Origin of the sequence: Microbacterium sp. UBA3486, assembly GCF_002377845.1 — a bacterium.
In the GTDB taxonomy this organism is placed as follows: Bacteria; Actinomycetota; Actinomycetes; order Actinomycetales; family Microbacteriaceae; genus Microbacterium; species Microbacterium maritypicum_A.
Map to the genome: position 1 here is coordinate 522 of NZ_DFQP01000084.1, position 24661 is coordinate 25182.

The following is a 24661-nucleotide window of genomic DNA, read 5'->3' on the forward strand; positions in this document are numbered from 1 at the left end:
AGCTCGCCGATCTCGGCGGGACCGACATCGTGACGGTCGAGTCCAGTGCACGCGCCACTGCGCACGCCGCCGTGAATCTCGCGCCGCTCGACGTGAACGCCGTGACGGCGCGCGTCGATCGCTTCCTGGCGACGCAGAAGAGCGGGCGCACCGGCGCCGTCGTGCTCGACCCGCCCCGCGCCGGTGCCGGTCGGCAGGTCGTCGAAGCGCTGCACGCGCTCGCGCCGGAGGCCATCGCGTACGTCGCGTGCGACCCCGTGGCACTCGCCCGGGATCTCGGCACCTTCCGCACCCTCGGTTGGAACGTCGACCGACTTCGGGGCTTTGATCTGTTCCCGCACTCGCACCACTTCGAAGTCGTCGCGCTGCTCACACGATGAGCGATCCGCGGCTTCTCGGGGGGACTCAGTAGGCTGAGGGGATGAGCACGGTCGCACTCATCGACGATCACGAGTCCGTTCGCCTCGGCCTCGAGGCCGCGTGCGCGCGTGATTCGCAGACCGTGGTCTTCTCCGGGAGCACGGTGGTCTCCTACCTCGAATGGCGCAAAGCCACCGCGGCCGCACCTGCCGAGGTGGTCGTCCTCGACCTCACCCTCGGCGACGGCACGACCGTGACCGAGAACGTGACCTCACTGGTCAACGACGGCGCGAGCGTCGTGATCCACAGCGTCGCCGATCGGCCGGCAGCCGTGCGCGAGGCGCTCGCCGCGGGGGCCGCCGGCGTGGTGAGCAAGTCCTCCGCCCTCGACGACGTGCTCGACGCGATCCGCACGGTGGCGCAGGGCGAGGCTCTCAACAACGTCGAATGGGCAAGCGCGGTCGAGGGAGACCGGGCGTTCGCCGATGCGCAGCTCGCCACGCGTGAACGCGAGGTGCTCCGTCTGTATGCGACGGGGCTGCCGTTGAAGGCCGTCGCCGAGAAGCTGGGTGTCGCCTACTCCACGGCCAAGGAGAACATCACCCGCATCCGCGTGAAGTACGTCGAGGTCGGGCGCCCGGCGCCGACGAAGGTCGACCTGCTGCGCCGGGCGATGGAAGACGGGATCGTCACGGCTGACGAGGCACCCGGTGGCCGCTGAGCCGCTCAGCATCCGCGACGCGTGGAGCAAGATCCCCTCTCCGGGGAGCACGGAGACGGCGTACGAGCGCTTCACCGGCACACGCATGGAGCGGATCCTCGCGATCGTCGTCGCGATCGGTTCTGCGGTGCTCGGCGCGCAGGCGCTGATCTCTGCGATGGCGTCGCTCTCGCAAGCGGATCCTGCGCACGTCGTCACCCTGATCGTGGTGTTCGTGCCGTTGGCGGCGATGCTGGTCGCTTGTCTGGTGGGCCGGGGGGTGCGCACCTTCTCCGGTATCTTCGCCGTGGTCTACGTCCTCGCGCTCGCCGCCTGGCCGACGATCGTCGACCCGTCGGACAAGGGCGCCGGCGAGCAGCCCTGGATCTTCTTCCTGGTCAATGTCGGCGTGGTCGCGGCGATGCTCGCGTTCCCGTTGCCGCTCCAGTTCGCCTGGGCGGCGGGGATGCCGTTCGTCTACGGCTACGTGCGGCTCGTTCAGGGGGAGTTCTCGCGCGAGTTCTGGGTGACGACCGCGTTCGACGTGTCGTTCACCCTCATCCTCGGGGTCGTCATCATCTCCCTGGGCTGGATGTTCCGTTCCGTGGCCGCCGGCGTGGACGAGGCCAGGGGACAGGCAGTGGCGTCGTACTCGACAGCGGCTGCGGCGGCCGCCGCGGAGGAGGAGCGGGCGACAATGTCCGCACTGATGCATGACAGCGTCCTCGCCGCGCTGATCGCCGCGGAGCGGGCCGAGGGGGAGCGTGCCGAAGAGCTCGCCGTCGCCATGGCCCGGGAGGCACTCACGCGCCTCGCGAACACCGAAGCGGCCGTCGCGCAGGAGGGCAGTGATGAGCCGGTGGGCACGGCGCAGATCGTCGTGGAGCTGCGCAGAGCCCTGTCCGAGCTCGGCGCTGATGCGATCGTCGAGGAGCGCGGCGGCATCGGCCTCATACCCGGGCGGGCCGCTCGCGCGCTCGTGCTCGCCGCGCGGCAGGCGATCGGCAACGCCGTGTCCCACGCCAACGGTCGTGGACTCCACATCATCGTCGAGGGGCACGGCGACGAGGGGATCGGCGTGACGGTTTCGGACACCGGCGGCGGCTTCGACGTGGCATCGATCGGTGCCGACCGTCTCGGGATCCGGGCGTCGATCTTCGCACGTATGGCGGGCGTCGCCGGCACGGCCGACATCGTCTCCGACGCGCACGGCACGACCGTGACCCTGGGATGGGAGCGCGCGTGAACCGCACCGTGCGCAGCGTCGCCACCTCTCTCGCCGTCGGCTTCGCCCTGTACTTCGTCGCACGGGGGATCTGGTGGATCGAGCAGCCGACCGCTCCGCTGCTCATGGTCCTCGCCATCGGCCTGTACCTCGTGGTCGTGAACATCGCCATCCTCGGCGACGGCTCCTCGGTGCGGATGCCGACGTGGTCGGCCGTCCTCGCGCTGCTCGCGAGCATGGCGATTCCCGTGCTCGTGACCTTCTCACTCGAGCCGGTGGATCGTACCGCCCCGTTCGCGACCTGGTACATCGGGGCGCTCGGACTGCTCGGCGTCGTGTGTGTGGTGCGTCGGCGGTCCCTGATCGGCTGGCTCGTACTGGCGGTGCTCATCCTGGCCGCGTCGGTGTCTCTGGGGTTCGTCGTGGCCCTCAACCTGGGGTTGGTCGGCTCGATCATGTGGGTGGCCGTCGCTCGACTCCTCGTGATGTTCTGGGATCGTGCGGTGCGCGACACCGAGCGCCTCGCAGAGATCCAGCAGGCGGTGTCCGCGTGGCATGCCACGCAGCGGGTGCGTCAGCGCGAGAGGCGTCTGCGCACGCAGTTCGCTCTGGCTGTCGCCGGTCCGGTGCTCAGCAGAGTGGTCGCGGCGCGAGGTGTGTTGAACGATCAGGAACGTCTGGACGCGCGGCTCGCCGAGGGCAGACTGCGCGACGAACTGCGCGGCGCCGACCTCCTCAACGACGCGGTGCGCAATGCGATCGAAGCTGCCCGACGGCGCGGAGTGGTCGTGACCGTCTTCGATGAGGGCGGGTTCGACGGCATAGACGAGTCCCGTCGCAAGGCGATCAGGGACGAGCTGGCGGTGGTGCTCAGTCATGCACAGACATCTCGGCTCATCATCCGCTCGGGGCGGGACCCGCGTGTCGCCGTGACGGTGGTGGGCCGCGCGGGCACCCGATCCTCGGGTGATGACGACGCGGTCGACCTCTGGCACGAGATTCCGCGCTGACGCAAGAACATCCGGCAGGACCGGGGAGCGTCCTCGGCCCCGGCCTGGGGAGGTGACCGGAGTCGAGGATGTGAGAGTGGGAGAGGGGCGGCGAATCCGCCTGCCCCTCTCCGTGCGGACAGTTACCCGAAAACCGTCCGCTGGTGGCCGATCAGCGTCTGTCTACCCTGGGACAGAGAGACCAGCCGAACGCGAAGCGTCCTCTTCAGTCTGAGGGGTTCCGCAAACATTGTCTGTAGGTATTTTGGGGGACAAGATTTGGGCATTTCGGGGGACACGATTTCCCCGTCGATGGGGGATCATTGGACGATGGGAACGCGTCGTGGCACCAATCTTCCGCGTATGGGCGACTTCAACCAGTCCGTGATCCTGGAGGCGATCCGCCAATCAGGCGAGGGGTTGAGCAGGATCGAGCTGTCGACCGCGACCCGGCTGTCGGCGCAGACCGTCACCAACATCACACGGCGACTGCTCGACGACGGATTCATCCGAGAGGCCGGCCGCACGATCAATGGACCGGGCAAGCCGCGCGTGACCCTGCGACTCGTCGCCGACAGCCGCTTCGCGGTCGGCGTGCACCTCGATCCCGCACTGATGACGTTCGTGCTGCTCGACCTGTCCGGCGCCATCGTCAGACGCCGGAGTGTACGCACGCCGGCCGATGATCCGCTCCGGATCGTGGAGGCCATGGCGGAGACGATCGATGCGCTGATCGCGGAGGCCGGTGTGGATCGTTCGCGGATCGCGGGGGTGGGCGTCGCGGCTCCCGGGCCGCTCGACGCCGAGAAGGGCACGGTCATCGACCCGCCGAAGCTCGCCGGGTGGCATCGTGTGCCGCTGCGCGCGGTGCTGGCGGAGATGACGGGGATGCCGGTGGTGCTCGAGAAGGACACGACGTCGGCTGCGGTCGGAGAGTTGTGGACACGACGCGAGTCGGCCGACGACTCCTTCGTGTTCGTCTACCTCGGGATCGGCATCGGCGCCGCCCTGGCGAGAGACGGCGAGGCGGTCCGCGGGAGCACACGCAACATCGGCGAGGTCGGGCACATCATCGTCGACCCCGACGGCCCCTCATGCTGGTGCGGGTCCCGAGGGTGCGTGGAGGTCGTCTGCACCCCGCAGGCGATCGTCGAACGGGCTGAGCGCGCGGGAGTGTTCGACGACGCCCACCAGGCGTCCGATGCTGCGGCAGTCGATGCGAGATTCAGCCGACTGTGTGAGCACGCGGCGGACGGGAATGCCGCGGCTGTCGAGGTTCTGCGACAGGCAGCGGCACACATCACGGTGCTGACGGCGGCTCTGACGAACATGCTCGATGTGGATCGGGTCGTGTTCGGAGGTCCCTTCTGGTCACGGCTCGCCGACGTGTACCTCCGAGAGGTTCCCGGCAGGCTCGATCACGCGAGTGCGACCCGCGCGGTGCGCACTCTCCCCGTCGATGGCACCGTCGTCGGGGACGACGTCGGTGCCGTGGGGGCCGCGTGCGTCGTGCTCGATTCCGTCCTCAGCCCTCGCGCCTCCGACCTGCTGCTCGAGAGCTGATCTCCGGACCAAACGCCGTCCGGCAGCGGTCGAGGATGCGGGTTTTGCGACTATAAGTCGATTCGATGTAGTATTTGGCGTTCCCCCACGACCAGACCAGTGGAGTCCACCGTCTCCCCGTGCGCTCGGCACCGTCGCACGTCGAGAAGGCGACTCCGGTCTGCGCCGGGGTGGACGCCCGACCCTGCACGGGAAGGGTGGAGGCGGCAACGGGGAACGTCGCCGAGCGGGGCTCTGGGGGTCCTGCGACGATCGTCTGCGTGATTCGTGAAGCGGAGGGTTCGCGGATCACGCAGACGCACTCCTGCGCCACCGGAGCCGGCGCATGCTCCGCAGTGGCTGTCAGCCCGCGAAACGTCCCCACGGGATGTCACGCCGCAGCGGACGGCGGAGCGGACGCTGTGTCCGCGTCCACGCCGAGACAGACGGCTCCTCGGCGACGGCGTCCGCCGCCTCCGTCGCGTAGGCCTCGCTGATCACGGCGATGAGGGCGGCGAGTTCTTCTTCCGTAGCTGTCCCACGCGTGATGTCGAGCATCGGCGTCTCCGAACCCGAAGCGCCGTGGTCCTGCGTGTCATTCCCGGTCACAGCGGGATGTTCCCGTGCTTCTTCGGGGGCAGCTCGGCACGCTTGCCACGCAGTGCGCGCAGCGCCTTCGCGATCGAGACGCGGGTGTTGGCCGGCTCGATGATCCCGTCGAGCTCGCCCCGCTCTGCCGCGAGGAACGGGGAGGCCACGTTGTACGTGTACTCGTTCGCGAGTCGGGTGCGGACGGCCGCGACGTCCTCGCCGGCCTCCTCCGCCTTCTTGATCTCGCCCCGATACAGGATGTTGACCGCGCCCTGGCCGCCCATCACCGCGATCTCGGCCGTCGGCCATGCGAGGTTCACGTCGGCGCCGAGCTGCTTCGAGCCCATCACGATGTAGGCGCCGCCGTAAGCCTTGCGCAGGATGACGGTGACCAGCGGCACGGTCGCCTCGGCGTAGGCGTAGAGCAGCTTCGCGCCGCGGCGGATGACGCCGGTCCACTCCTGATCGGTGCCGGGGAGGTAGCCGGGGACATCGACGAGCGTGACGATCGGGATCGAGAAGGCGTCGCAGAAGCGTACGAAGCGGCTCGCCTTCTCGCCGGCTTCGATGTTCAGCGTGCCGGCCATCTGCGAAGGCTGGTTGGCGATGATGCCGACCGACCGGCCCTCGATGCGTCCGAAGCCGATCACGATGTTGGGCGCGAAGAGCGGCTGGACCTCGAGGAAGTCGCCTTCGTCGACCACGTGCTCGATGACGGTGTGGATGTCGTACGGCTGGTTGGTCGAGTCGGGGACGAGCGTGTTGAGCGCGCGGTCGGCGTCGGTCGTCTCGAACTCGAAGGTGCTCTCGTACGTGGGAAGCTCCGCCATGTTGTTGTCCGGCAGGAAGCTGAGGAGCGTACGGGCGTAGTCGATCGCGTCGTCCTCGTCTTCGGCGAGGTAGTGCGCGACGCCCGATCGGGTGTTGTGCGTGTAGGCGCCGCCGAGCTCTTCCATTCCGACGTCCTCGCCGGTGACCGTCTTGATCACGTCGGGGCCGGTCACGAACATCTGGCTGGTCTTGTCGACCATGATCACGAAGTCGGTGAGGGCGGGGGAGTACACCGCGCCGCCCGCAGCCGGCCCCATGATGATGGAGATCTGCGGGATCACTCCGGACGCGCGGGTGTTCAGGCGGAAGATCTCGCCGTACTTGCCGAGGGCGACGACGCCCTCCTGGATGCGTGCGCCCCCCGAGTCGAGGATCCCGATGCAGGGCATCCCGCCGGCGAGGGCGAACTCCATGATCTTGATGATCTTCTCGCCGGCGACTTCGCCGAGCGAACCGCCGAAGGTGGAGAAGTCCTGCGAGTACACCGCGACCGTGCGGCCGTTGATCGTGCCGACGCCGGTGACGACCGAGTCGCCGTACGGTCGCGAACGATCCATGCCGAAGGCCGTGGTGCGGTGGCGCACATACTCGTCGAACTCGACGAAGCTCCCGGGGTCGACGAGCAGCTCGATGCGCTCGCGGGCGGTCATCTTGCCCTTCGCGTGCTGCTTCTCCTTCGCCTTCGCTTCTGCGTCGACGACGGCTTCTGTATAGCGAGCGCGCAGATCCGCGATCTTGCCGGCGGTGGTAAAGAGGTCGGGCTTGTCCGTCACGGATTCCACCTTATCGTCGGCTCGCCTCCGGCTGTTGGATGCTCGCCACAACGGGTCGCCCGATCCTTTGGCGAAGTGCGCTCAGCCCTCGAGTTCACCAGACTCGAGCTCCGGGTCGGTCTTGGGGCGGCGGCCGATCGAGCGGGCCTTGCGTCCCGCCCACTCCACCCCGCGGACGGTCGTGCCGGCCGCTCCCGCGACCGCGTTGCCCGCGTAGCGGGCACCACGCAGCATCCGCAGCTCCAGCTTCTCGGCGCCGGGCACGGGTTCCAGCTCGAGGGGAAGGTCCGTCGGGGCGGCACCGAAGGCCTTGTGGGACGTCGTCAGCACGCGACGGCCGAGGATGTTGTTCCCCGCGCCTCCGATCGCAGCGCCGATGCCGAACGGGAGCGCCTTGCCGATGACCGAAGCGCCGCCCTTCGCCGCGAACTGCTTCACGAACATGCTCTTGAGCTGATCGACGAGGGGGCCGACCGCGGCGCGGGGGAGCGACTTCGTGACGAGCTCGCCCCAGTACGACGATCTGCTCCCGCCACGCCCGGCCACCTGCCCGGCGAGTTGACCGACGAGGTCGACGCCCTCTTTGCCGAGCATCAGCGTCATCACCAGCGCTCTGGCGCGATCCGGGTTCGCGACCGCGATCCCGTGCACCTCGGCGACCGACTGCGCGAAAAGAGCGGTGGACTCCACGAAGCCGACCGTTTCCACGCCGGAGAGCGCGAGCGTGATGCCAGTGCCGATCCCGGGGACGACCGCCGTCGCGCCGACCGCCGCTCCGCCCGTCGTCACGGCTGCGAGGTAGCGACGCTCCAGGATGCGGATGATCTCCGCAGGCGATGCCTGCGGATTGCGCAGGCGGATGCTCCGGATGTGCGCCAGGACGAGCGGGCGCTGGATCGACAGCACGCGGTCGAGGCCGCGCACCATCATCGGGTGCTCCGCCGATCCGGCAGGGGGCACGCCCTTGTCCCACGGAGCGTCGTCCGGGAGCGAATGGATCTTGTGCACCTTGGGAGCCATGGTGCGATCCTATGGAGCCCGCCCGCGAAAACGCCGAAAGCCCGGCCCCTCCGAGAGGCCGGGCTTTCGAGTCGAGCGATCAGACGAAGAGGTTCGCACGCTCCAGGTCTTCCGCGAAATCGACCTCGACCGCGTACAGGTCGGACACGTCCATCGGCTCGAGCAGCAGGCCGTCCTCGGCGATCGCGAGCTCGAGGCCGCGCTCGAAGTAATCCTGGTCCTCGACGCGCTGCAGCTGACGCATGAACGCCTTCTTGTGCGCGGAGGAGATGTAGTTGATTCCCACGGCCTCGCCGAGTCCGCCCTTGACGGTCTTGGACAGCTCGTTGATGAAGCCCTCGGCCGTGACCGTGTACTTCACCTCTTCGTCGCTGACCTTGGAGGTGTTCACCGTGACGAACGACTGGTCGCGCTCGATGTACTCGAGTGCGCGGCCGAGGATCATCGGGTCGAAGACGACATCGCCGTTCATCCAGAGAACTCCGCCGCGACCGGTCGCGCCCAGGGCACGCAGCAGGCTCTTCGAGGTGTTGGTCTCGTCATAACGTTCGTTGTGGACGTAGTTCACCTGCGGGAACGCGTCGATGATGGTCTCGGCGCGGTAGCCGACGACGGTGGTGATGCGGGCGTCCGAACCGAATGCGGCGCGGATGTTGTCGTGCTGCTGGCCCATGATCGTGCGGCCGTCGCTCAATTCGGTGAGCGGCTTCGGCAGCGCGCGGCCGAGGCGCGAGCCCATTCCGGCGGCGAGGATGACGGTCTGAAGAGTCACGAGTGCTCCTAAAGGAAGTTGTGTTCACGGTCGATTAACCGACCAGACACTTCGTCGTGCCGCGTTCATGGTATCGATTCCGCCTGGGAAGCTCAGGGCCGGGAGGCCCCTGTTGTCATTTCGTGACCGACTACACACCGGATGCACAGGGTTCCGACTCCCGCACGATCGCGGCGGATATGCGCGATCCGAGGGCAGTTTATTGCGCGGCGGCCTTGGCGTACAGGCACCCGTTGATACCGTAGGACGGTGACTGCCTCCCCTGACGACCGCACCGCCCAGGTGGACCAAACCGAGACCGCGCAAGAGAAGACGTCGGCGAAGCGCGCGCCGGCGAAGAAGCAGAGTCCGGACGCGGCATCCGCAGCCGAGAAGTCGGCGCGACCGCCCGCGGCGAAGAAGCCTGCCGCGAAGACGCCCGCCGCGAGAAAGCCTGCGGTGAAGAAGCCTGCGAGCGCGAGCACCTCCGCGGGTTCGAAGGCTGGTACTGCGGCTGTGTCGAAGTCGTCGGCTGTGAAGTCGTCGGCTGCGAAGTCGTCGGCTGCGAAGGCGTCGGTCGCGAAGGCGTCGGCTGGGACGTCCGGGACGCAGGCTGCTGCCGAGAAAGCGGCTCCCAGTGCGGATGTCGTGGTCGAGCCGCTCGTCAAGGCCGTCACCGGCTCGACGGCGAAACTCTCGTCGACCGCGAGCTCCGCTCGGAGCACCGCCGGGGCGCGCAGTGCCGACGCGAAGGCCACGGCGGCGAAGACCACCGCCGCCAAGACGACGGCTGCGAAGACGACGGCTGCGAAGGCCACGGCGGCGAAGACCACCGCGGCCAAGACGACGGCGGCGAAGACCACGGCCGCGAGGACGGCCGCGGCGAAGACGACGGCTGCGAAGACGACGGCTGCGAAGACGACGGCTGCGAAGACGACGGCGGCCAAGACGACGGCGGCGAAGGCCGCTGCATCCAAGGCGGCTGCGGCGAAGACCACGGCGCGCTCGGCTGCCGCGAAGACCACAGCCGCGAAGGCCACGGCGGCCAAGATGGCGGCCGCGAAGAAGGCGGCGGCGAAGAAGGCCGCAGAGGAGGCGAAGGCGGCCGCGGAGACGGCGGTGATCGCACCCGAAGTTCCGCCCGTCACGGCTGCTCCTCTCGCAGCCTCTCCCGTGATCGAGACCGCATCGGTCGTCGAGACCGTTCCTCCGGCCGCCTCCGCTGCGGCGCCGACCGGGTCTGTCGCGGAGCCCGTGCCCGCCGCAGAGCCTGCGCCCGCGCCCGCCTCGGAGCCGCCTCTCGCCGCGGAGCCTGTCGAGGAATCTGTCAGTGCGGAACTTCTCGAGACGGAGACGCCCGTCGGCGATCCGTCCGAGGTGGAGTCGAGCGAGGCCATCCAGGCGGTCGGGGAGTCCGACGACGCAGCTTCCGATGCCGTGGAGCCCGGTGAGGTCCTCTCCGCCGGCGAGGCGATCAGCATCCGCGGGCTCGTGAAGCAGTTCGGCGACAACCGCGCGGTCGACGGCATCGACCTGACCGTGCCCGCGGGGTCGTTCTACGGAATCGTCGGTCCCAACGGCGCAGGCAAGACCACGACGCTCTCGATCGTCGCCGGGCTTCTCCGCGCCGACGCGGGCAGCGTCGTCATCTGCGGTGTCGACCAGGCCAAGAAGCCGCTTGCGGCGAAGAGACTGATGGGTGTGCTCCCCGATCGGTTGCGCACCTTCGACCGCCTCACCGGTCGTCAGCTGCTCTACTACTACGGGTTGCTGCGCGGTCTCGCCGCGGACGTGATCGAGAAGCGCGCGGCCGACCTCGCTCGTGCCTTCGATCTCGGCGATGCCCTCAGCCGCGTGGTCTCGGACTACTCGGCAGGCATGACGAAGAAGATCATGCTCGCAGGGGCCATGATCCACTCGCCGCGCGTGCTGGTCCTCGATGAGCCGTTCGAGTCGGTGGACCCCGTCTCGTCGGCGGTCATCCTGGACATCCTCCGCGCCTATGTGTCGCACGGCGGCACGGTGATCCTCTCCAGCCACGGCATGGATCTCGTCGAACGCGTGTGTTCGCGCGTCGCGATCATCGTCGGCGGTGAAGTGCTCGCCGAGGGGACGATCGACGAGGTGCGCGCGGGTCAGACGCTCGAAGCGCGCTTCGTGGAACTCGCCGGCACCAGCGGAGAGGTGGAGGGGCTCGAGTGGCTGCACACGTTCTCCGACTGAGACTCGCGCTTCTTCTCGGTTCCCTGCGCGGCGACCGTCGGGTTCGGTCGATCGTCTCGTTCGTCGCGGTGGTCGCGGTCACCGCCGCGGTGTGCGTCGCCGTGTTCAGCCTTGCCGCAGCCCCTGTGCCGGTGGCCCGCGCGGTCACGGTGCTCGGTGGCGCGGCCCTTCTCATCGGATTCCTCGTCGGCCCGATCCTCGTCGGGGCCGTCGATCAGCTCGACCCGAGACGCTTCGCGGTCTTCGGCGTCGATGATCGCCAGATGCCCTGGGTGCTGGCACTGGCCGCCTTCGTCAGCGTGCCGAGCATGGCGCTCATCGCCGTCTACATCAGTGTCTGCATCGTCGCGATCGGAGCAGGCACGCCCTGGCCTCTGGCTGTGCTGGTGACGATCGCCGGTGTCCTGACCACGATGCTGGTCTCGCGGATCGGTATGGCCCTCAATGCACTGCTCCTTCCCGAGCGCCGCTCGCGCGAGCTCACGGCGCTGTTCGCACTCGCGTTGATCGTGGTCGCCTTCCCGGTCGCCGTGTTCTTCGGATCGCTCCGCTGGGACGGTCTCGTGCCCCCGTCTCTGGCGACCCTGTCGAGCGTGTTCGGCTACAGCCCGTTCGCTGCTGCCCCCGCCTTCCTCTTCGATTCCGCGGCCGGTGCGACCGCTTCCGCGTGGATCAGCGGTGTCATCGTGGTGCTCACCGTCGCTCTCCTCTGGATGGTGTGGACGTGGCTCGTCCGGCGTCTGCTGACCACGACCGAGCGCCCGGTCGCCTTGCGCGAGCGCACGGGACTCGGATGGTTCGGGCTGCTGCCGTCGAACGCCTTCGGTGCGATCGCGGCGCGAAGCCTCGTGTACTGGCTTCGTGACCGCCGCTACATCATGAACATCATCGTCGTCCCCGTGGCCGGCGTGCTCTCGATGCTCCCGCTCGTCGTGGCCGGAGTCCCGTTGGAGATCGCCGCGCTCGTGCCCGTGCCGGTGATGGCGCTGTTCTTCGGGTGGCTGCCGCACAACGACGTCGCCTACGACTCGACGGCATTGTGGACCCACGTCGCGAGTGGCGTCCGGGGTCTTCCTGATCGCCTCGGGCGTCTCGTTCCTGTGCTGCTCGTCGCCATCCCCGTTCTCGCCATCGCGGTTCCGCTCTCACTCGCGCTGATCGGGGACTGGAGTCTGCTGCTGCCGTTGGGCGGCTTGGCGGCCAGTCTGCTGTTCTGCGCGCTCGGCGTCTCGAGCATCGTCTCGGTCGTGGCTCCGTATGCGGTCTCGCGGCCTGGTGACAGTCCGTTCCAGCAGCCGCAGCGACCGACCTCTCGCGGGGCGTACGGTCCTGCAGCGGCGTTGCTCGGGGCCATCGTGCTGAGCGTGCCGACCATCTGGTTGTTCGCCGCGACGATTCTCGACGGTTCGGCATACGCTCCGGCGACCTTCTGGGTCGGGCTTCTCGTCGGTCTCGTGACCGCGGCGGCCGGAGCCGTCGTCGGCGGTCGCATCTTCGAGCGCAGCGGAGAGAGACTGATGGAGTTCGTCGAGACCGCGTGATGCCCGCCCGTGAGGCGTTCGACGCCGCTAGACTCACGGGATGAGTACTCCGCTGGACAGCCCCGATCAGGGCGGCGTGGCAACGCTTGATCGCGAACTGGAAGAGCTCCTCCGCGAGGAGAATCTCGAACCGGGTGACCACGAGCGCTTCTCGCATTACGTGAAGAAGGACAAGATCCTCGAGTCCGCGATCACCGGCAAGCCGGTGCGCGCGCTGTGCGGCAAGAAGTGGACCCCGGGCCGTGACCCGGAGAAGTTCCCGATCTGCCCCACATGCAAGGAGATCTACGAGTCGATGATCGGCTGACGTCAGTCGGCTTCGACGTACACGGTGGGAATCGCCGGGTCGGACTTGCTGAGCGCGAGCGCACGTACCGGGAGCTCTTCGCGCACACGCAGATGATGCGCGCGCGCCGCTGCCGTGCCGTCGACTCCCTCGTACGAGGAGTCGATCTCGCCTGCCTCGACGAACGTCACCTGCAGCGGGCGGCCGTCGGGGTGCTCGGCCGCAGTGTCGAGATCCTCGAAGCCGTCCGACACGACGACCGTCTCTGCGGTGGCGACGCCGTCGACCAGGGTGCGGAACGCCGCTTTGCGTCCGCCATGCGATGCCTTGTCGGCGGACGCCTTCGCGACGCCGATCCAGGACCCCTCGGCATCCTGGCGCGCCACCAGCTTGTAGACCATGCTGGCGGTCGGATACCCGGACCCGGTTACGACCGACGTTCCGACCCCGTAGGCGTCGACGGGCGAGGCGGCGAGGGCGGCGATCGCATACTCGTCGAGGTCGCTGGTCACGGTGATGCGTGTCGACGTCGCACCGAGTTCGTCGAGCTGCGCGCGGACGTCGCCCGCGACGATCGGGAGGTCACCGGAATCGATCCGGACGCCGCCGAGCTCCGTGCCGGCGACACGGATCGCCGTCTCGACACCCGTGCGGATGTCGTACGTGTCGACGAGCAGCGTCGTTCCGGTGCCCATGCTCGCGACCTGGGAGCGGAAGGCTTCCTCCTCTGTGTCGTGCAGGAGCGTCCAGGAGTGCGCGGCGGTGCCCATCGTGGGGATTCCCCAGCGTCGTCCGGCCTCGAGATTGCTCGTCGCCCCGAAACCGGCGATGTATGCGGCCCGGGCTGCGGCGACGGCCGAGCGCTCGGCGGCCCGGCGGGAGCCCATCTCGGCCAGCGGACGTTCGCCGGCGGCGATGCTCATGCGCGATGCGGCGGTGGCGACGGCGGAGTCGTGGTTGAGCACGCTCAGCGCGAGAGTCTCGAGCACCACGGCATCGGCGAACGTGCCCTCGACCGTGAGGATCGGAGAGCCCGGGAAGTACAGCTCGCCTTCGCGGTAGCCGCGGATGGATCCGGTGAACCGATAGTTCTCGAGGTGAGCGATGGACGCGGCATCCACGACGTTCTCGTCCCTGAGGAACCGCAGTTCGTCCTCGCCGAAGCGAAAGTCGCGCAAGAGGCCCAGGAGGCGGCCGGCGCCCGCGACGACGCCGAAACGGCGGCCGCCGGACAACCGTCGGGAGAACAACTCGAAGACGCTGGGGCGGAACGCCGTCCCATCACGCAGGGAAGCGGCGAGCATGGTCAGCTCATAGCGGTCGGTGAGCAGCGCCGTCGACGTGGTCATGCGCTCAGTTTAGTGAGAGCACCGATGCGCGCGGCGGGTTCCGCGCGGGTAGGCTGGGGAGTCATGAACGACGCGCCGATCGGGATCTTCGACTCCGGTGTCGGCGGGCTCACGGTGGCGCGAGCCATCCGCGCCCAGCTGCCCCGGGAGTCGTTCGTCTACATCGGCGACACCGCGCACTCGCCGTATGGTCCGAAGCCCATCGCGGACGTGCGCCGCTACTCCCTCGAAGTGCTCGACACCTTGGTCGAGCAGGGCGTCAAGATGCTGGTGATCGCGTGCAACACCGCTTCCGCCGCCATGCTCCGCGACGCTCGCGAGCGCTACGACGTTCCGGTGGTCGAGGTGATCGGCCCCGCGGTGCGCCGCGCGGTCTCCACCACGCGCAACGGACGAGTCGGTGTGATCGGCACTGTCGGCACCATCGGCTCGCGCGCCTACCAGGACATGCTCGAGGTCAACGAGAGGCTGCAGGTGTTCACCGCCGCCTGCCCGCGCTTCGTCGAATTCGTCGAGGCCGGGATCACGGGTACCCCGGAGGTGCTCACGGTCGCCGAGGAGTATCTCGCGCCCCTTCGAGACGCCGAGGTCGACACGCTCGTGCTCGGCTGCACGCACTATCCGTTCCTTCGGGGCGCGATCAGCTACGTCATGGGAGAGGGCGTCACCCTCGTCTCCAGCGACGATGAGACGGCAGGCGACGTCTATCGCCAGCTCGTCCGGGGTGATCTGCTCGCGTCGCCGGATGCCACCGCCAGTTACGTGTACGAGGCCACCGGCGCCTCGACCGACGACTTCACCGCGCTGGCCAACCGCCTGATGGGCCGCGAGGTCCGGGACGTGCAACTGGTCCAGACCGGCGTGATCACCCTCCCCGAGATCGCTTTCGAGTAACCCGGATCGAGTCGCTCCGATTCGTTCCGCCATCCCGACCTGAAAGAAGCACATGTCCGAAATCGTCCGCGTCGACGGCCGCTCCACCGATCAGCTTCGTGAGATCACGATCGAGCGCGGTTGGAGCGCGCACGCCGAGGGATCGGCATTGATCAGCTTCGGCGGCACCAAGGTGCTGTGCACCGCCTCCTTCACCAACGGCGTCCCGCGCTGGCTGACCGGCAAGGGCAAGGGCTGGGTCACGGCCGAGTACTCCATGCTCCCGCGCGCCACGAACAGCCGGAACGACCGAGAGAGCGTCAAGGGCCGCATCGGCGGTCGCACCCACGAGATCTCGCGACTGATCGGGCGCGCGCTGCGGGCCGTCGTCGACACGAAGGCGCTCGGCGAGAACACGATCGTCATCGACTGCGACGTGCTGCAGGCCGATGGCGGCACGCGCACGGCGGCCATCACCGGCGCGTACGTGGCGCTCGCCGACGCGATCGAATGGGGCCGGGAGAAGAAGTTCATCGGCAAGAACTCCACGCCGCTGCTCGACTCGGTCGCGGCAGTGTCGGTCGGGATCATCGACGGCGAGCCCATGCTCGACCTGGCATATGTCGAGGACGTGCGCGCCGAGACCGACATGAACGTCGTGGTCACCGGCCGTGGGCTCTTCGTCGAGGTGCAGGGAACAGCCGAGGGCGCACCGTTCGACAAGCGGGAGCTGGATGCGCTGCTCGAGCTCGGTCTGGCCGGATGCGCCGACCTGAAGGGCACGCAGCTCGCCGCGTTGAAGGGGGAATGACGATGCGAGTCGTTCTCGCGACGCACAATCCGCACAAGGTCGCGGAGTTCCAACAGATCGTGGAGCAGACACGCCCCGACCTCGAGATCGTCGGCTACGACGGTCCGGAGCCGGTGGAAGACGGCGTGACGTTCGCCGAGAATGCGCTCATCAAGGCGCGAGCCGCCGCCGCTCACACGGGACTCGCTGCGCTCGCCGACGACTCCGGCATCTGCGTCGACGTGCTCGGTGGGTCACCGGGGGTGTTCTCCGCCTACTGGGCGGGGCAGAAGAAGGACGCGGCGGCGAACCTCGAGCTGCTGCTCGACCAGCTGCACGACATCGCCGATCCGCACCGCTCCGCGCACTTCACCTCGACGATCGCCCTCGTACTGCCGGACGGCCGGGAGCAGGTCGTGGAGGGACGCTGGCCGGGCCGCCTGGCGCATACGGCGTCGGGCGCCGGCGGCTTCGGGTACGATCCGATCTTCATCCCTGACGGCCAGCCGGCAGGGGAGGAGCGGTCGGTGGGTGAGTTCTCCTCCGACGAGAAGCAGGCGCAGTCGCACCGAGCGCGCGCCTTCGCGGAACTGGTTCCGCTGCTTGCCGCGCTCTGAGCACGGCGGGCGCGAGAAACCGCTGCTGAAGCTGAGAATCGTTACCCTTCCCGACTAGCCGGAACCCGCCTTCCGGCCCCCTATCCCGGTCTAGCCTGGGGGCATGCACGATCACGCACCCGCCCCCGGTGGCATCCGTTCCGCGAGCAGCAGACGCCTGCTCGCGATCTCGCTGTCCCTCACTGCGACGGTGATGCTCGTGCAGGTCGTCGGCGCACTGCTCTCGGGCTCTCTGGCGCTGCTCGCCGATGCCGCGCATATGTTCACAGATGCCTCCGGTCTCGTGATCGCCCTCATCGCCGCCACCGTCGCCGCACGTCCGGCCGACGACCGGCGCACTTTCGGGTACCAGCGCGCCGAGGTGTTCGGCGCGCTGATCAACGCGGTGATCCTGATCGCCCTCGCGACCTGGGTCGCGATCGAGGGGATCGGGCGACTCATCAATCCGGGGGAGGTCGAGGTCGCCGGCGGGCTGATGCTGGTCGTCGCCGTGGTCGGGCTCCTCGCGAATGCGGTGTCGATGTGGCTGCTGAGTCGTGCGCAGCGCACCAGCATCAACGTGCGCGGTGCGTACCTCGAGGTGATGGGGGATCTGATCGGTTCGGTGGCGGTCATCGTGGCAGCCGCGGTCATCCTCATCACCGGATGGATGCCGGCCGACGCCATCGCCTCGCTGTTCATCGCGGCGATGATCATCCCCCGGGCCATCGCGCTGCTGCGGGAGGTGTTCTCGGTTCTCGCCGAGTCCGCGCCGAAGGGCACGGCGGTGAGCGAGATCCGTACCCACTTGCTCGGGTACGACGGTGTCGTCGGGGTGCACGACGTCCATGTCTGGCAGCTGACTCGCGGGGCCCCGGTGTTCACGGCCCACGTCAGCATCGAGCCGGAGCTGTTCGCCGACGGACGCTCGTCGCAGCTGTTGACCGAGATGCAGGCATGCCTCGCCGACCATTTCGACGTGGCGCACTCGACCTTCCAGATCGAGCCTGCGGAACAGGCGGACTGCGAACCGCGACACGCCTGAGCGATCCGGTCCTGACCTCAGCTTTCGACGGCGATCTCGTGCGGGCTCTTGTCCGGGCGGAGCCCGCGCCAACGGGCGTGGCGGAGCACGCCGTCGGGTGTCCAGTTCGCGAACTCGACCTCGCCCACGACTTCCGGACGCACCCACAGGGCGTCGGAGGCATCGGGTGCGGGGACGCCGTCGAGCGGGGCAGCATCCACGCGCAACGGATCGAGTCGTGCGAGCAGGTCGTGCAGGATGCGGTCGGTGAATCCGGTCCCCACACGTCCGACGTAGCGTAGACCGCCCGTTCCTCGGTCCGGATCGGGAACGGCGAGCAGCAGAGATCCGAGCGTGCTCTCCCTGTCGCCCTTCCCAGGCCGGATACCGACGATCACCGCCTCCTGCATCCGCGTGTGCTTCAGCTTCAGCCACGAGGGGGAGCGCTGCCCTGGCCGGTATCGCGACTGAGGATCCTTGACGACGACCCCCTCGAGCCCGAACTCCCTGCTCGCGGCGAGTGCCGCGTCCACGTCGTCGAACACCGGAGGGATCTGCACGGGGGCGTCGAGATCGTCGATCAGCTCCTCGAGCAGGGTCCTGCGTTCGCGCAGAGTCATACCGGTGAGGTCGTGTCCGTCGAGACGCAGCAGGTCGAACAGCATGTAGACGACGGGGGTGCGGATCACTTCGCGTTCGATCTCGCGTGGCCGGGTGAGGTGCATCCGGTTCTGGAGGAGGGAGAAGCTCGGCCGGCCGTGGGAGTCGAACGCGACGATCTCGCCGTCGACGACGGCATCCGTCACGGGGAGGAAGGGGGCGCCGTCAGCGGTGAGTTCGGGATACCGGGCCGTGATGTCCGTGCCGCGGCGCGCGTGCAGCAGCATGCGCCCGTCTACCCAGGTGCCCATCGCACGGATGCCGTCCCACTTCACCTCGACCCACGAGGGGTCGCTCAGTGCACGTGCCACGCCGGGGGTGCCGTTCTCGGCGAGCATCGGCGCCATCGACGCCGTGGCCGGAGGGCCGACAGGGGCGGGAGAGCTTCGGGGATATCGATGGGGGTGATGGGGCTTCGCGGGTTGTGGCAGCGGAGCCGTCGCCGGCGGGCGGAGCATCGCGAGTGGATCGATTCCCGCGGCGGCTCGCGCGAGCACCTCGTCGAGATCGAGCTGCGCGAGATCCGGCGCATCGAGTTCCTCCCACGTGCGAGGGGCCGCCACCCACGGCTGTGCACGTCCGCGGAGGGAGTAGGGCGAGATGGTGGTCTTCTTGCCGTTGTTCTGGCTCCAGTCGAGGAACACCTTTCCCCCTCGGACCGCCTTCGCCATGACGCTGGTGGCGAGATCCGGGTGATCGCTCTCGATCATCCGTGCGAGCTCCTTGACGACGGCGGAGACCTCGTCGCTCGTCTGCTCGCCGGGCAATGACGCGTAGAGGTGGATGCCCTTGCTTCCGCTGGTCACCGGCAGGGGGTCGAGCCCCATGCCGGACAGGATGACGCGCGCGATGCGGGCGACCTCGGCACACTGCGCCAGCCCCACCCCGGGGCCGGGATCGAGATCGAGGACGAGTCGATCGGGGTTGCCGGGAAGGCCCGCGGAAGAGAAGCGCCACTGCGGCACATGCAGCTCGATGGCGGCGACCTGGGCGAGCCACACGAGAGTCGGGATGTCCTGGACGAGGGGGTATTCCTTCGGACCGTCGGAGTGCTGGATCGCCTGTCGCGGAATCCACGAGGGTGCTCCCGGTTCGAGCTGTTTCGTGAAGAACGCGTCGGCCGGGGCATCCGCGGTCCCGACGCCCTCGACCCAGCGTTTGCGCGTGACGGGGCGCCCGGCGAGGAGGGGGAGCAGGAGTGGAGCAATGGCCGTGTAGTAGGCGATGACCTCGCCTTTGGTGGTGCCGCTGGAGGGGTAGACGACCTTGTCGAGGTTCGTCACACGCAGACGGCGACCGTCGACCTGCACGATCTGCGCGTCTGCGACCATGGGGCCAGCGTAGTCAAGGCGCAGCGTCGCCAGGCCTAGCGCCGTCAAGGGGCTGGTCGTGACGGCTGTGACTGGTGTCTACTGGTGTGATGAGGACGATCTGGAAGGGCGCACTGACGTTCGGGCTCGTGAACGTGCCGGTCAAGGTGTACTCCGCGACCGAGGACCACGACGTGCCGTTGCATCAGGTGCACGAGAAGGACGGCGGACGCATCCGTTACCAGCGCACCTGCGAAGTCTGCGGGGAGACCGTGGCGTACGCCGACATCGATCGCGCCTACGTCGACGAAGGCCAGACCGTCGTGCTGACGAAAGACGACCTCGCCGCCCTCCCCGCGGAGAAGAGCCGGGAGATCGACGTCGTCGAGTTCGTGCCCTCCGAACAGGTCGACCTGCTCACGCTCGACAAGCCGTACTACCTCGAACCCGATTCGAAGTCGCCCAAGGCGTATGTGCTGCTGCGGAAGACGCTCGAACAGACCGACCGTACGGCGATCGTGCGCTTCACCCTGCGGCAGAAGACGCGCCTCGCCGCGCTCCGGGTGCGCGGGAAAGTGCTGGTGCTCCAGACCCTTCTCTGGGCCGATGAGGTGCGGGAAGCCGCGTTCCCTGCGCTGGATGAAGACGTGCGGATCTCGAAGAAGGAGCTGGAGCTCTCGGCTTCGCTCGTCGACAGCTATTCGGCGGACTTCGACCCCGAAGCGTTCGTCGACGAGTACCAGAAGGAGCTCCGTACCCTCATCGACGCGAAGATCGAGGCGGGCGACACGTTCGACGTCGCCGAGACCTTCGGGGAAGCCGAGAAGGCAGCCGAGGGCGGCGAGGTCATCGACCTCATGGAGGCGCTGCGTGCGAGCGTGGCGCGCTCGAAGGAAGAGCGCGCGAAGAACGCGGGGTGATCATCGGGTGCCGAGGAATCGGCACCCGATGATCGATCAGTGCTTGCCGTCGCCGTCCAGGTCGGGGGCGCGGTCGAACACGTCGGCGTCGAGCACGAGCTCCTGCGCTTCCTCGGCATCGGTGACCACGTCTTCGCCGGCCGCCTCGGCCTTCTTCGCCTTGTGGCGCTCGGACAGGTAGTGCCACAGCGTGACGAGCGCGGTGCCGCCGACGGCCGCGAGCAGGATGAGGTCGATGTAGCTCTCCACGAACTCGGCGACCGGCGGGATGAACCCGATGAGGTAGCCGAACATCGTGAGCCCGAAGCCCCAGAGAACCGCACCGATCAGGTTGTAGAGCGTGTACTTGCGCCACGGCATGTGGCCGACGCCGGCGGCGACCGGGGCGAAGGTCCGCACGATCGGCACGAAGCGTGCGAGGATCACGGTGATGCCGCCGAAGCGCTCGAAGAACGCGTTCGTGCGTTCGACGTTCTTCTTGCTGAAGAGGCCTGATTCCTTGCGCTCGAAGACCGCCGGTCCGCCCTTGTGGCCGATGACGTATCCGACTTCACCGCCCACGAACGCCGCGAGGCCGATCAGGAGGGCGACCCACCAGACGTTGATGCCGAAGACGCCGTGCTCGGAGCCCGCGATCGGGTGCGAGAGCAGGCCGGCGATCACCAGGAGGGTGTCACCGGGAAGCAGGAATCCGACGAGCAGACCGGTCTCGGCGAAGATGATGAAGCACACCACGAGCAATGCCCACGGCCCGGCGGTCCCGATGATCGTCGCAGGATCGAGCCAGGGGATGAGAGCGGTCGGTGCGTGCAGCATGGTTTCGAGCACTGGGGGAGTCCCGTCGGTCGTGAATGGTCGGCGGTAGAACAGAGCGATGTCGTGACGACCGGAGAAAGGTCGTCGTCGTCTCTCGTGCGGAAGGTGGGACTTGAACCCACACGCCCTGGGGCACAGGAACCTAAATCCTGCGTGTCTGCCAATTCCACCACTCCCGCGCGGTGGAATCAGTCTACTGATCACCGAATCCGCGTGTCTGGGGATCAGCCCGCAGTCCGCGCCGGCCGACGGGCGGGCGCCGGGAAGGCCTGTGGATAACTTCCGAGGCAGACCTCGGATTGTTGCGAGGATGCCGGGGTGAGTCATCCGTCCGCCCTTGTCGCCGAGCGCGTGCGGTCGCGTCTGCGTGCCGAGGGCATCGATCCGTCCGTCGATCCGGACGCGGCATGGCGGATCACCCATGCCGAGGTCCGGCGTCACGACGATCTCGCCCTCGCCCGCGGCGAGGCCCTGATCGACGATGAAGCGGGGTGTGTGAGAGAGGTCATGGCGTCGCTCAGCGGATTCGGTGCGCTGCAACCGCTGCTCGACGATCCGGAGATCGAGGAGATCTGGCTCAACGGAACGGGACACGTGCACGTCGCGCGAGAGGGCACGGCCGAGCGGACGAGCCTTCGTCTCGACGAAGGGACCGTGCGGGACGTCGTCGAGCGCATGCTGCAGTCGACCGGTCGGCGGGTCGACATCAGCCAGCCGTTCGTGGATGCCTCGCTGCCGGACGGGTCCCGTCTGCATGTGGCGATCGCTGATGTGGTGCGGGGCTCGTGGGCGGTCAACATCCGCAAGTTCCTGCCGAAGTACCGGTCTCTCGGAGCGCTCGCCGCTCAAGGGATGATGCCCGCCGAAGTCGCGGAGCTGCTGCGGGTAGCCATGAACGACGGCAAGAGCGTGATCGTCTCCGGCGCGACGCACGCGGGGAAGACGACGATGCTCGGCGCGCTGCTGGCCTCGTGCGCAGACGTTCAACGCATCGTCACGGTGGAGGAGACGTTCGAACTGGCTGTGGACGGGCCCGATCTCGTCGCGCTGCAGGGGCGACAGGCAAGCCTCGAGGGGACCGGAGAGATCACGTTGCGCAGGCTGGTGAAGGAGGCGTTGCGTATGCGACCGGACCGTCTCGTGATCGGCGAGGTCCGCGACGCGGAAGCTCTCGATCTGGTCCTCGCGCTCAACACCGGGGTGCCGGGCGCATGCACCGTGCATGCGAATTCTGCGGCCGAGGCCATCGAGAAGCTGACCATCCTCCCGCTCCTCGCCGGGCGCAACATCGACCGCGCCTTCATCGCCCCCGCACTCGCCGCGTCTGTCGACCTGGTCGTGCACTGCGCCAGGGACCGTGCGGGGCACCGACACGTGGAGGAGATCATCGCGCCGACCGGCGGCCTCGCCGGAGGACGGCTGCAGACCAGGAGCGTCTATCGGGCAGGTGCGCCAACGAGCGACGGCATCGGCACCGGCCGCAGCGAGCCACGCCTGATCGGGATCGTGTCGTGACAGTTTTCGTCGGCGCCCTCCTCGCGGCCGGGGTGCTTCTGTGCCTGTCGCCCTGGATGTGGCCGCGATCGGACGCGGCCGAGGTGGCCGCCCGGCCCGGGCGACTCGTCCGCCTGATCGAGGAGGCCGGCTTCGACCGGCTCTCCCGGCGCGCGCTCCTCGTCACCATCACCGCGGCCGGACTGATAGCCGCATCGGTCGCCTGGCTCCTGACCGGGATCTCCGTACTCGCGCTGCTGGCGGGCGTTGCGGGAGCCGTCGCACCCATCGTGTTGTTGCGGGGGCGCCGAGCGCGGTTGCGACGGTTGCGGCGACAGCTCTGGCCGGACGTGTGCGATCTCCTGATCGCGGCGATTCGCGTGGGTCTGTCGCTCCCCGACGCAGTGGCGAGCCTGGCGGAGTCCGCGCCGAAGACGCTGAGACCGGCATTCGTCGTGTTCGCGAGAGATCTGCGTGCGAGCGGCAGATTCGAGACCAGCCTCGACCGACTCAAATCCACGCTGGCCGACCCCATCGGCGATCGCATCGCCGAGACACTGCGGATGGCGCGTCAGGTCGGTGGCACGGAACTGATCAGTGTCCTGCGCGCGCTGTCGAGTTCGGTGCGGGCGGATGCCGCCCTGCGGGGCGAAGTCGAGGCTCGCCAGTCATGGATCCGGGGCGCGGCCGTCCTCGGCGCGATCGCCCCCTGGGTGATCATGGGGCTGCTCGTTCTTCGGCCCGAGGGAGCAGCGGCGTACGGCACTCCCGAAGGGATGCTCGTAATCTGCCTGGGAGCAGCGGTGTCGGTGGTCGCGTTTCACATCATGGTCCGCATCGGCAGGCTTCCTGAGCCGCGGCGGTGGTTCGGGTGAACGGGGTCTCGGCGCTCGCGATCGCGGTTCTGATCGGGTGCGGCTTCGCTGCGGGGGTGCTGAGCATCCTCTCCGTGCTTCCGCGCTGGAGAGCGGCATCTCTCGTCGTGCGGATCGGGCCGTATGTGCGCGATGTCGTCGCTGACGACTACCTGCCCCGAGGCGTCCTCCCCGCGGTGGGGTCCCTTCCCACGAGTGGGCGGACGCTGTGGGAGCGTGCGCGAGGCGCTTTCGAGAGGCTGGTCGGCGGGGGAGAGGCTCTCCGCCATCGCCTCGCGCAGGCGGGTGTGCGCACGAGCCCTGCATCGTTCCGTGGTCGGCAACTGGGCTGGGGCCTCGCCGGGATCGGCGTGGGCGCGGTCGGGCTGACCGTGCTCGCGCTGACCGGACGGCTGACGGTGCCGACCAGTGTGATGCCGGTGCTCTGCGGGGCGGCTGCCGCCGCTGCGTACGACCTTCAGTTCTCTGCGAGGGCCAAGGCTCGCCGGGTGCGACTCACCGACGAGCTCCCGACGACTCTCGAGTTCCTGGCTCTGTGCCTCTCCGCAGGTGAGGGGTTCCTCGATTCTCTGCGTCGGGTGGCCGACGTGGGCTCCGGCGAACTCACTGCTGAACTGCGCCAGGTGGTGCTCGCGGTCGGCACGGGCTCGCCGCTGGCCGACGCATTGCACGAGATGGCGCGACGCCTCCAGCTTCCCGAACTGTCGCGCGTCGTCGACCAGGTGATCGCGGCGCTCGAGCATGGTGCGCCCCTCGCCGCGGTACTGCACGCTCAGGCGGGCGATGCGCGCGAAGACGCGAAACGTGTGCTGATCGAGCAGGCGGGACGCAAAGAGATCCTGATGCTCCTCCCGCTCGTCTTCCTGATCCTTCCGCTCTCGGTGCTCTTCGCCGTGTATCCAGGGCTGTTCATCCTCCGGCTCGGCATCGGCTGACCGCACGACGAAAGGACCCCCATGACCGCACGAACACAGGAGCAGCGGCGACGCCCCTGGCATGACGCCGCACCGCGGTTTCGCGCCTTCATCGACGACGAAACGGGTGACGTTCCCGGATGGGTGCTCGTCACATTGATGACCGCGGGTACTGACATTAGACAGTGATCTATCCGGGTCAGCCATA

The 24661-nt window shown here is 68.3% G+C and carries 22 protein-coding genes, 1 tRNA gene and 1 pseudogene; 16 read left to right on the forward strand and 8 right to left on the reverse strand.

Features of this window, described 5'->3' with window-relative positions; all coding sequences use genetic code 11:
• The 5 genes and pseudogenes from B2869_RS12730 to B2869_RS12750 all read left to right on the forward strand — a co-directional run.
• Nucleotides 1-380, forward strand: a pseudogene (locus B2869_RS12730) (class I SAM-dependent RNA methyltransferase); the annotation flags it as partial.
• A gap of 41 nt (nt 381-421) precedes the next feature.
• The gene (locus B2869_RS12735; RefSeq protein WP_021199684.1) at nt 422-1081 is read left to right on the forward strand and encodes a response regulator transcription factor; all 660 of its coding nucleotides are present in this window, start codon (nt 422-424) and stop codon (nt 1079-1081) included.
• Nucleotides 1071-2306, forward strand: a complete 1236-nt coding sequence (locus B2869_RS12740) for an ATP-binding protein (protein WP_292767176.1) — start codon at nt 1071-1073, stop codon at nt 2304-2306. Before B2869_RS12735 ends, B2869_RS12740 begins: the two co-directional genes overlap by 11 nt.
• Nucleotides 2303-3295, forward strand: coding sequence for a hypothetical protein (locus B2869_RS12745; protein ID WP_292767179.1), 993 nt, complete (start codon nt 2303-2305; stop codon nt 3293-3295). Before B2869_RS12740 ends, B2869_RS12745 begins: the two co-directional genes overlap by 4 nt.
• A 342-nt stretch (nt 3296-3637) precedes the next feature.
• Nucleotides 3638-4837, forward strand: coding sequence for an ROK family transcriptional regulator (locus tag B2869_RS12750; RefSeq protein ID WP_292767252.1), 1200 nt, complete (start codon nt 3638-3640; stop codon nt 4835-4837).
• Nucleotides 4838-5179: 342 nt separating this feature from the next.
• On the opposite strand, the gene B2869_RS12755 is transcribed toward B2869_RS12750, so the two are convergent.
• The 4 genes from B2869_RS12755 to B2869_RS12770 form a co-directional block, all read right to left on the reverse strand.
• Complete coding sequence (locus B2869_RS12755) at nt 5180-5374, reverse strand: acyl-CoA carboxylase subunit epsilon (RefSeq protein WP_036271958.1); 195 nt, start codon at nt 5372-5374, stop codon at nt 5180-5182.
• Between the two features lie 47 nt (nt 5375-5421).
• On the reverse strand, nt 5422-7011 hold the full coding sequence (locus B2869_RS12760; protein ID WP_373695373.1) for an acyl-CoA carboxylase subunit beta: 1590 nt from the start codon (nt 7009-7011) through the stop codon (nt 5422-5424).
• 81 nt (nt 7012-7092) lie between these two features.
• Nucleotides 7093-8031: a hypothetical protein gene (locus B2869_RS12765; RefSeq protein ID WP_292767185.1), complete on the reverse strand. Its 939-nt coding sequence runs from the start codon at nt 8029-8031 to the stop codon at nt 7093-7095.
• Between the two features lie 79 nt (nt 8032-8110).
• Nucleotides 8111-8803, reverse strand: a complete 693-nt coding sequence (locus tag B2869_RS12770) for an NTP transferase domain-containing protein (protein ID WP_017828502.1) — start codon at nt 8801-8803, stop codon at nt 8111-8113.
• A 1029-nt stretch (nt 8804-9832) separates the two neighbouring features.
• On the opposite strand from B2869_RS12770, the gene B2869_RS18775 reads away from it, so the two are divergent.
• Genes B2869_RS18775 through B2869_RS12785 form a run of 3 tightly spaced genes read left to right on the forward strand, consistent with a single transcriptional unit; the run spans nt 9833 to nt 12853 of the window.
• Nucleotides 9833-11005, forward strand: a complete 1173-nt coding sequence (locus tag B2869_RS18775) for an ABC transporter ATP-binding protein (RefSeq protein WP_373695375.1) — start codon at nt 9833-9835, stop codon at nt 11003-11005.
• Complete coding sequence (locus B2869_RS12780) at nt 10981-12546, forward strand: hypothetical protein (protein ID WP_292767192.1); 1566 nt, start codon at nt 10981-10983, stop codon at nt 12544-12546. The genes B2869_RS18775 and B2869_RS12780 overlap by 25 nt, the downstream gene beginning before the upstream one ends.
• A gap of 40 nt (nt 12547-12586) precedes the next feature.
• Entirely contained in the window at nt 12587-12853 is a 267-nt protein-coding gene (locus tag B2869_RS12785; protein ID WP_026049764.1) for a DUF3039 domain-containing protein, read from the forward strand.
• A gap of 2 nt (nt 12854-12855) precedes the next feature.
• On the opposite strand, the gene B2869_RS12790 is transcribed toward B2869_RS12785, so the two are convergent.
• Nucleotides 12856-14181 carry a nicotinate phosphoribosyltransferase gene (locus tag B2869_RS12790; protein WP_292767202.1) on the reverse strand — a complete coding sequence of 442 codons (1326 nt, stop codon included), beginning with the start codon at nt 14179-14181 and terminating at the stop codon, nt 12856-12858.
• Nucleotides 14182-14244: 63 nt separating this feature from the next.
• On the opposite strand from B2869_RS12790, the gene murI reads away from it, so the two are divergent.
• The 4 genes from murI to B2869_RS12810 all read left to right on the forward strand — a co-directional run bounded on the left by murI (nt 14245) and on the right by B2869_RS12810 (nt 17485).
• On the forward strand, nt 14245-15075 hold the full coding sequence (gene murI / locus B2869_RS12795) for a glutamate racemase (protein ID WP_029260586.1): 831 nt from the start codon (nt 14245-14247) through the stop codon (nt 15073-15075).
• Nucleotides 15076-15127: 52 nt separating this feature from the next.
• The gene (rph, locus tag B2869_RS12800; protein WP_029260587.1) at nt 15128-15865 is read left to right on the forward strand and encodes a ribonuclease PH; all 738 of its coding nucleotides are present in this window, start codon (nt 15128-15130) and stop codon (nt 15863-15865) included.
• Nucleotides 15862-16461, forward strand: coding sequence for an RdgB/HAM1 family non-canonical purine NTP pyrophosphatase (rdgB, locus tag B2869_RS12805; protein ID WP_029260588.1), 600 nt, complete (start codon nt 15862-15864; stop codon nt 16459-16461). Before rph ends, rdgB begins: the two co-directional genes overlap by 4 nt.
• A 103-nt stretch (nt 16462-16564) precedes the next feature.
• The gene (locus B2869_RS12810) at nt 16565-17485 is read left to right on the forward strand and encodes a cation diffusion facilitator family transporter (RefSeq protein ID WP_029260589.1); all 921 of its coding nucleotides are present in this window, start codon (nt 16565-16567) and stop codon (nt 17483-17485) included.
• Between the two features lie 17 nt (nt 17486-17502).
• On the opposite strand, the gene ligD is transcribed toward B2869_RS12810, so the two are convergent.
• Entirely contained in the window at nt 17503-19455 is a 1953-nt protein-coding gene (ligD, locus tag B2869_RS12815) for a non-homologous end-joining DNA ligase (RefSeq protein WP_292767210.1), read from the reverse strand.
• Nucleotides 19456-19544: 89 nt separating this feature from the next.
• On the opposite strand from ligD, the gene B2869_RS12820 reads away from it, so the two are divergent.
• Nucleotides 19545-20354 (forward strand): Ku protein, encoded by an 810-nt coding sequence (locus tag B2869_RS12820; RefSeq protein ID WP_021199668.1) that lies wholly within the window; start codon nt 19545-19547, stop codon nt 20352-20354.
• 36 nt (nt 20355-20390) lie between these two features.
• Here B2869_RS12820 and B2869_RS12825 read toward each other — a convergent pair whose 3' ends face one another.
• Both B2869_RS12825 and B2869_RS12830 read right to left on the reverse strand, forming a co-directional pair.
• Nucleotides 20391-21170, reverse strand: a complete 780-nt coding sequence (locus B2869_RS12825; RefSeq protein WP_168441054.1) for a DedA family protein — start codon at nt 21168-21170, stop codon at nt 20391-20393.
• A 97-nt stretch (nt 21171-21267) separates the two neighbouring features.
• Nucleotides 21268-21349: transfer RNA gene (locus B2869_RS12830), tRNA-Leu, on the reverse strand.
• Between the two features lie 139 nt (nt 21350-21488).
• Between B2869_RS12830 and B2869_RS12835 the strand changes: the two genes are divergently transcribed.
• From B2869_RS12835 to B2869_RS12845, 3 genes are read left to right on the forward strand one after another with little or no spacing between them, the layout of a single operon-like run.
• The gene (locus tag B2869_RS12835) at nt 21489-22685 is read left to right on the forward strand and encodes a CpaF family protein (RefSeq protein ID WP_292767213.1); all 1197 of its coding nucleotides are present in this window, start codon (nt 21489-21491) and stop codon (nt 22683-22685) included.
• Nucleotides 22682-23539 (forward strand): type II secretion system F family protein, encoded by an 858-nt coding sequence (locus B2869_RS12840; protein WP_292767216.1) that lies wholly within the window; start codon nt 22682-22684, stop codon nt 23537-23539. Before B2869_RS12835 ends, B2869_RS12840 begins: the two co-directional genes overlap by 4 nt.
• Nucleotides 23527-24474 carry a type II secretion system F family protein gene (locus tag B2869_RS12845; protein ID WP_292767219.1) on the forward strand — a complete coding sequence of 316 codons (948 nt, stop codon included), beginning with the start codon at nt 23527-23529 and terminating at the stop codon, nt 24472-24474. Before B2869_RS12840 ends, B2869_RS12845 begins: the two co-directional genes overlap by 13 nt.
• Nucleotides 24475-24661: the final 187 nt, after the last annotated feature.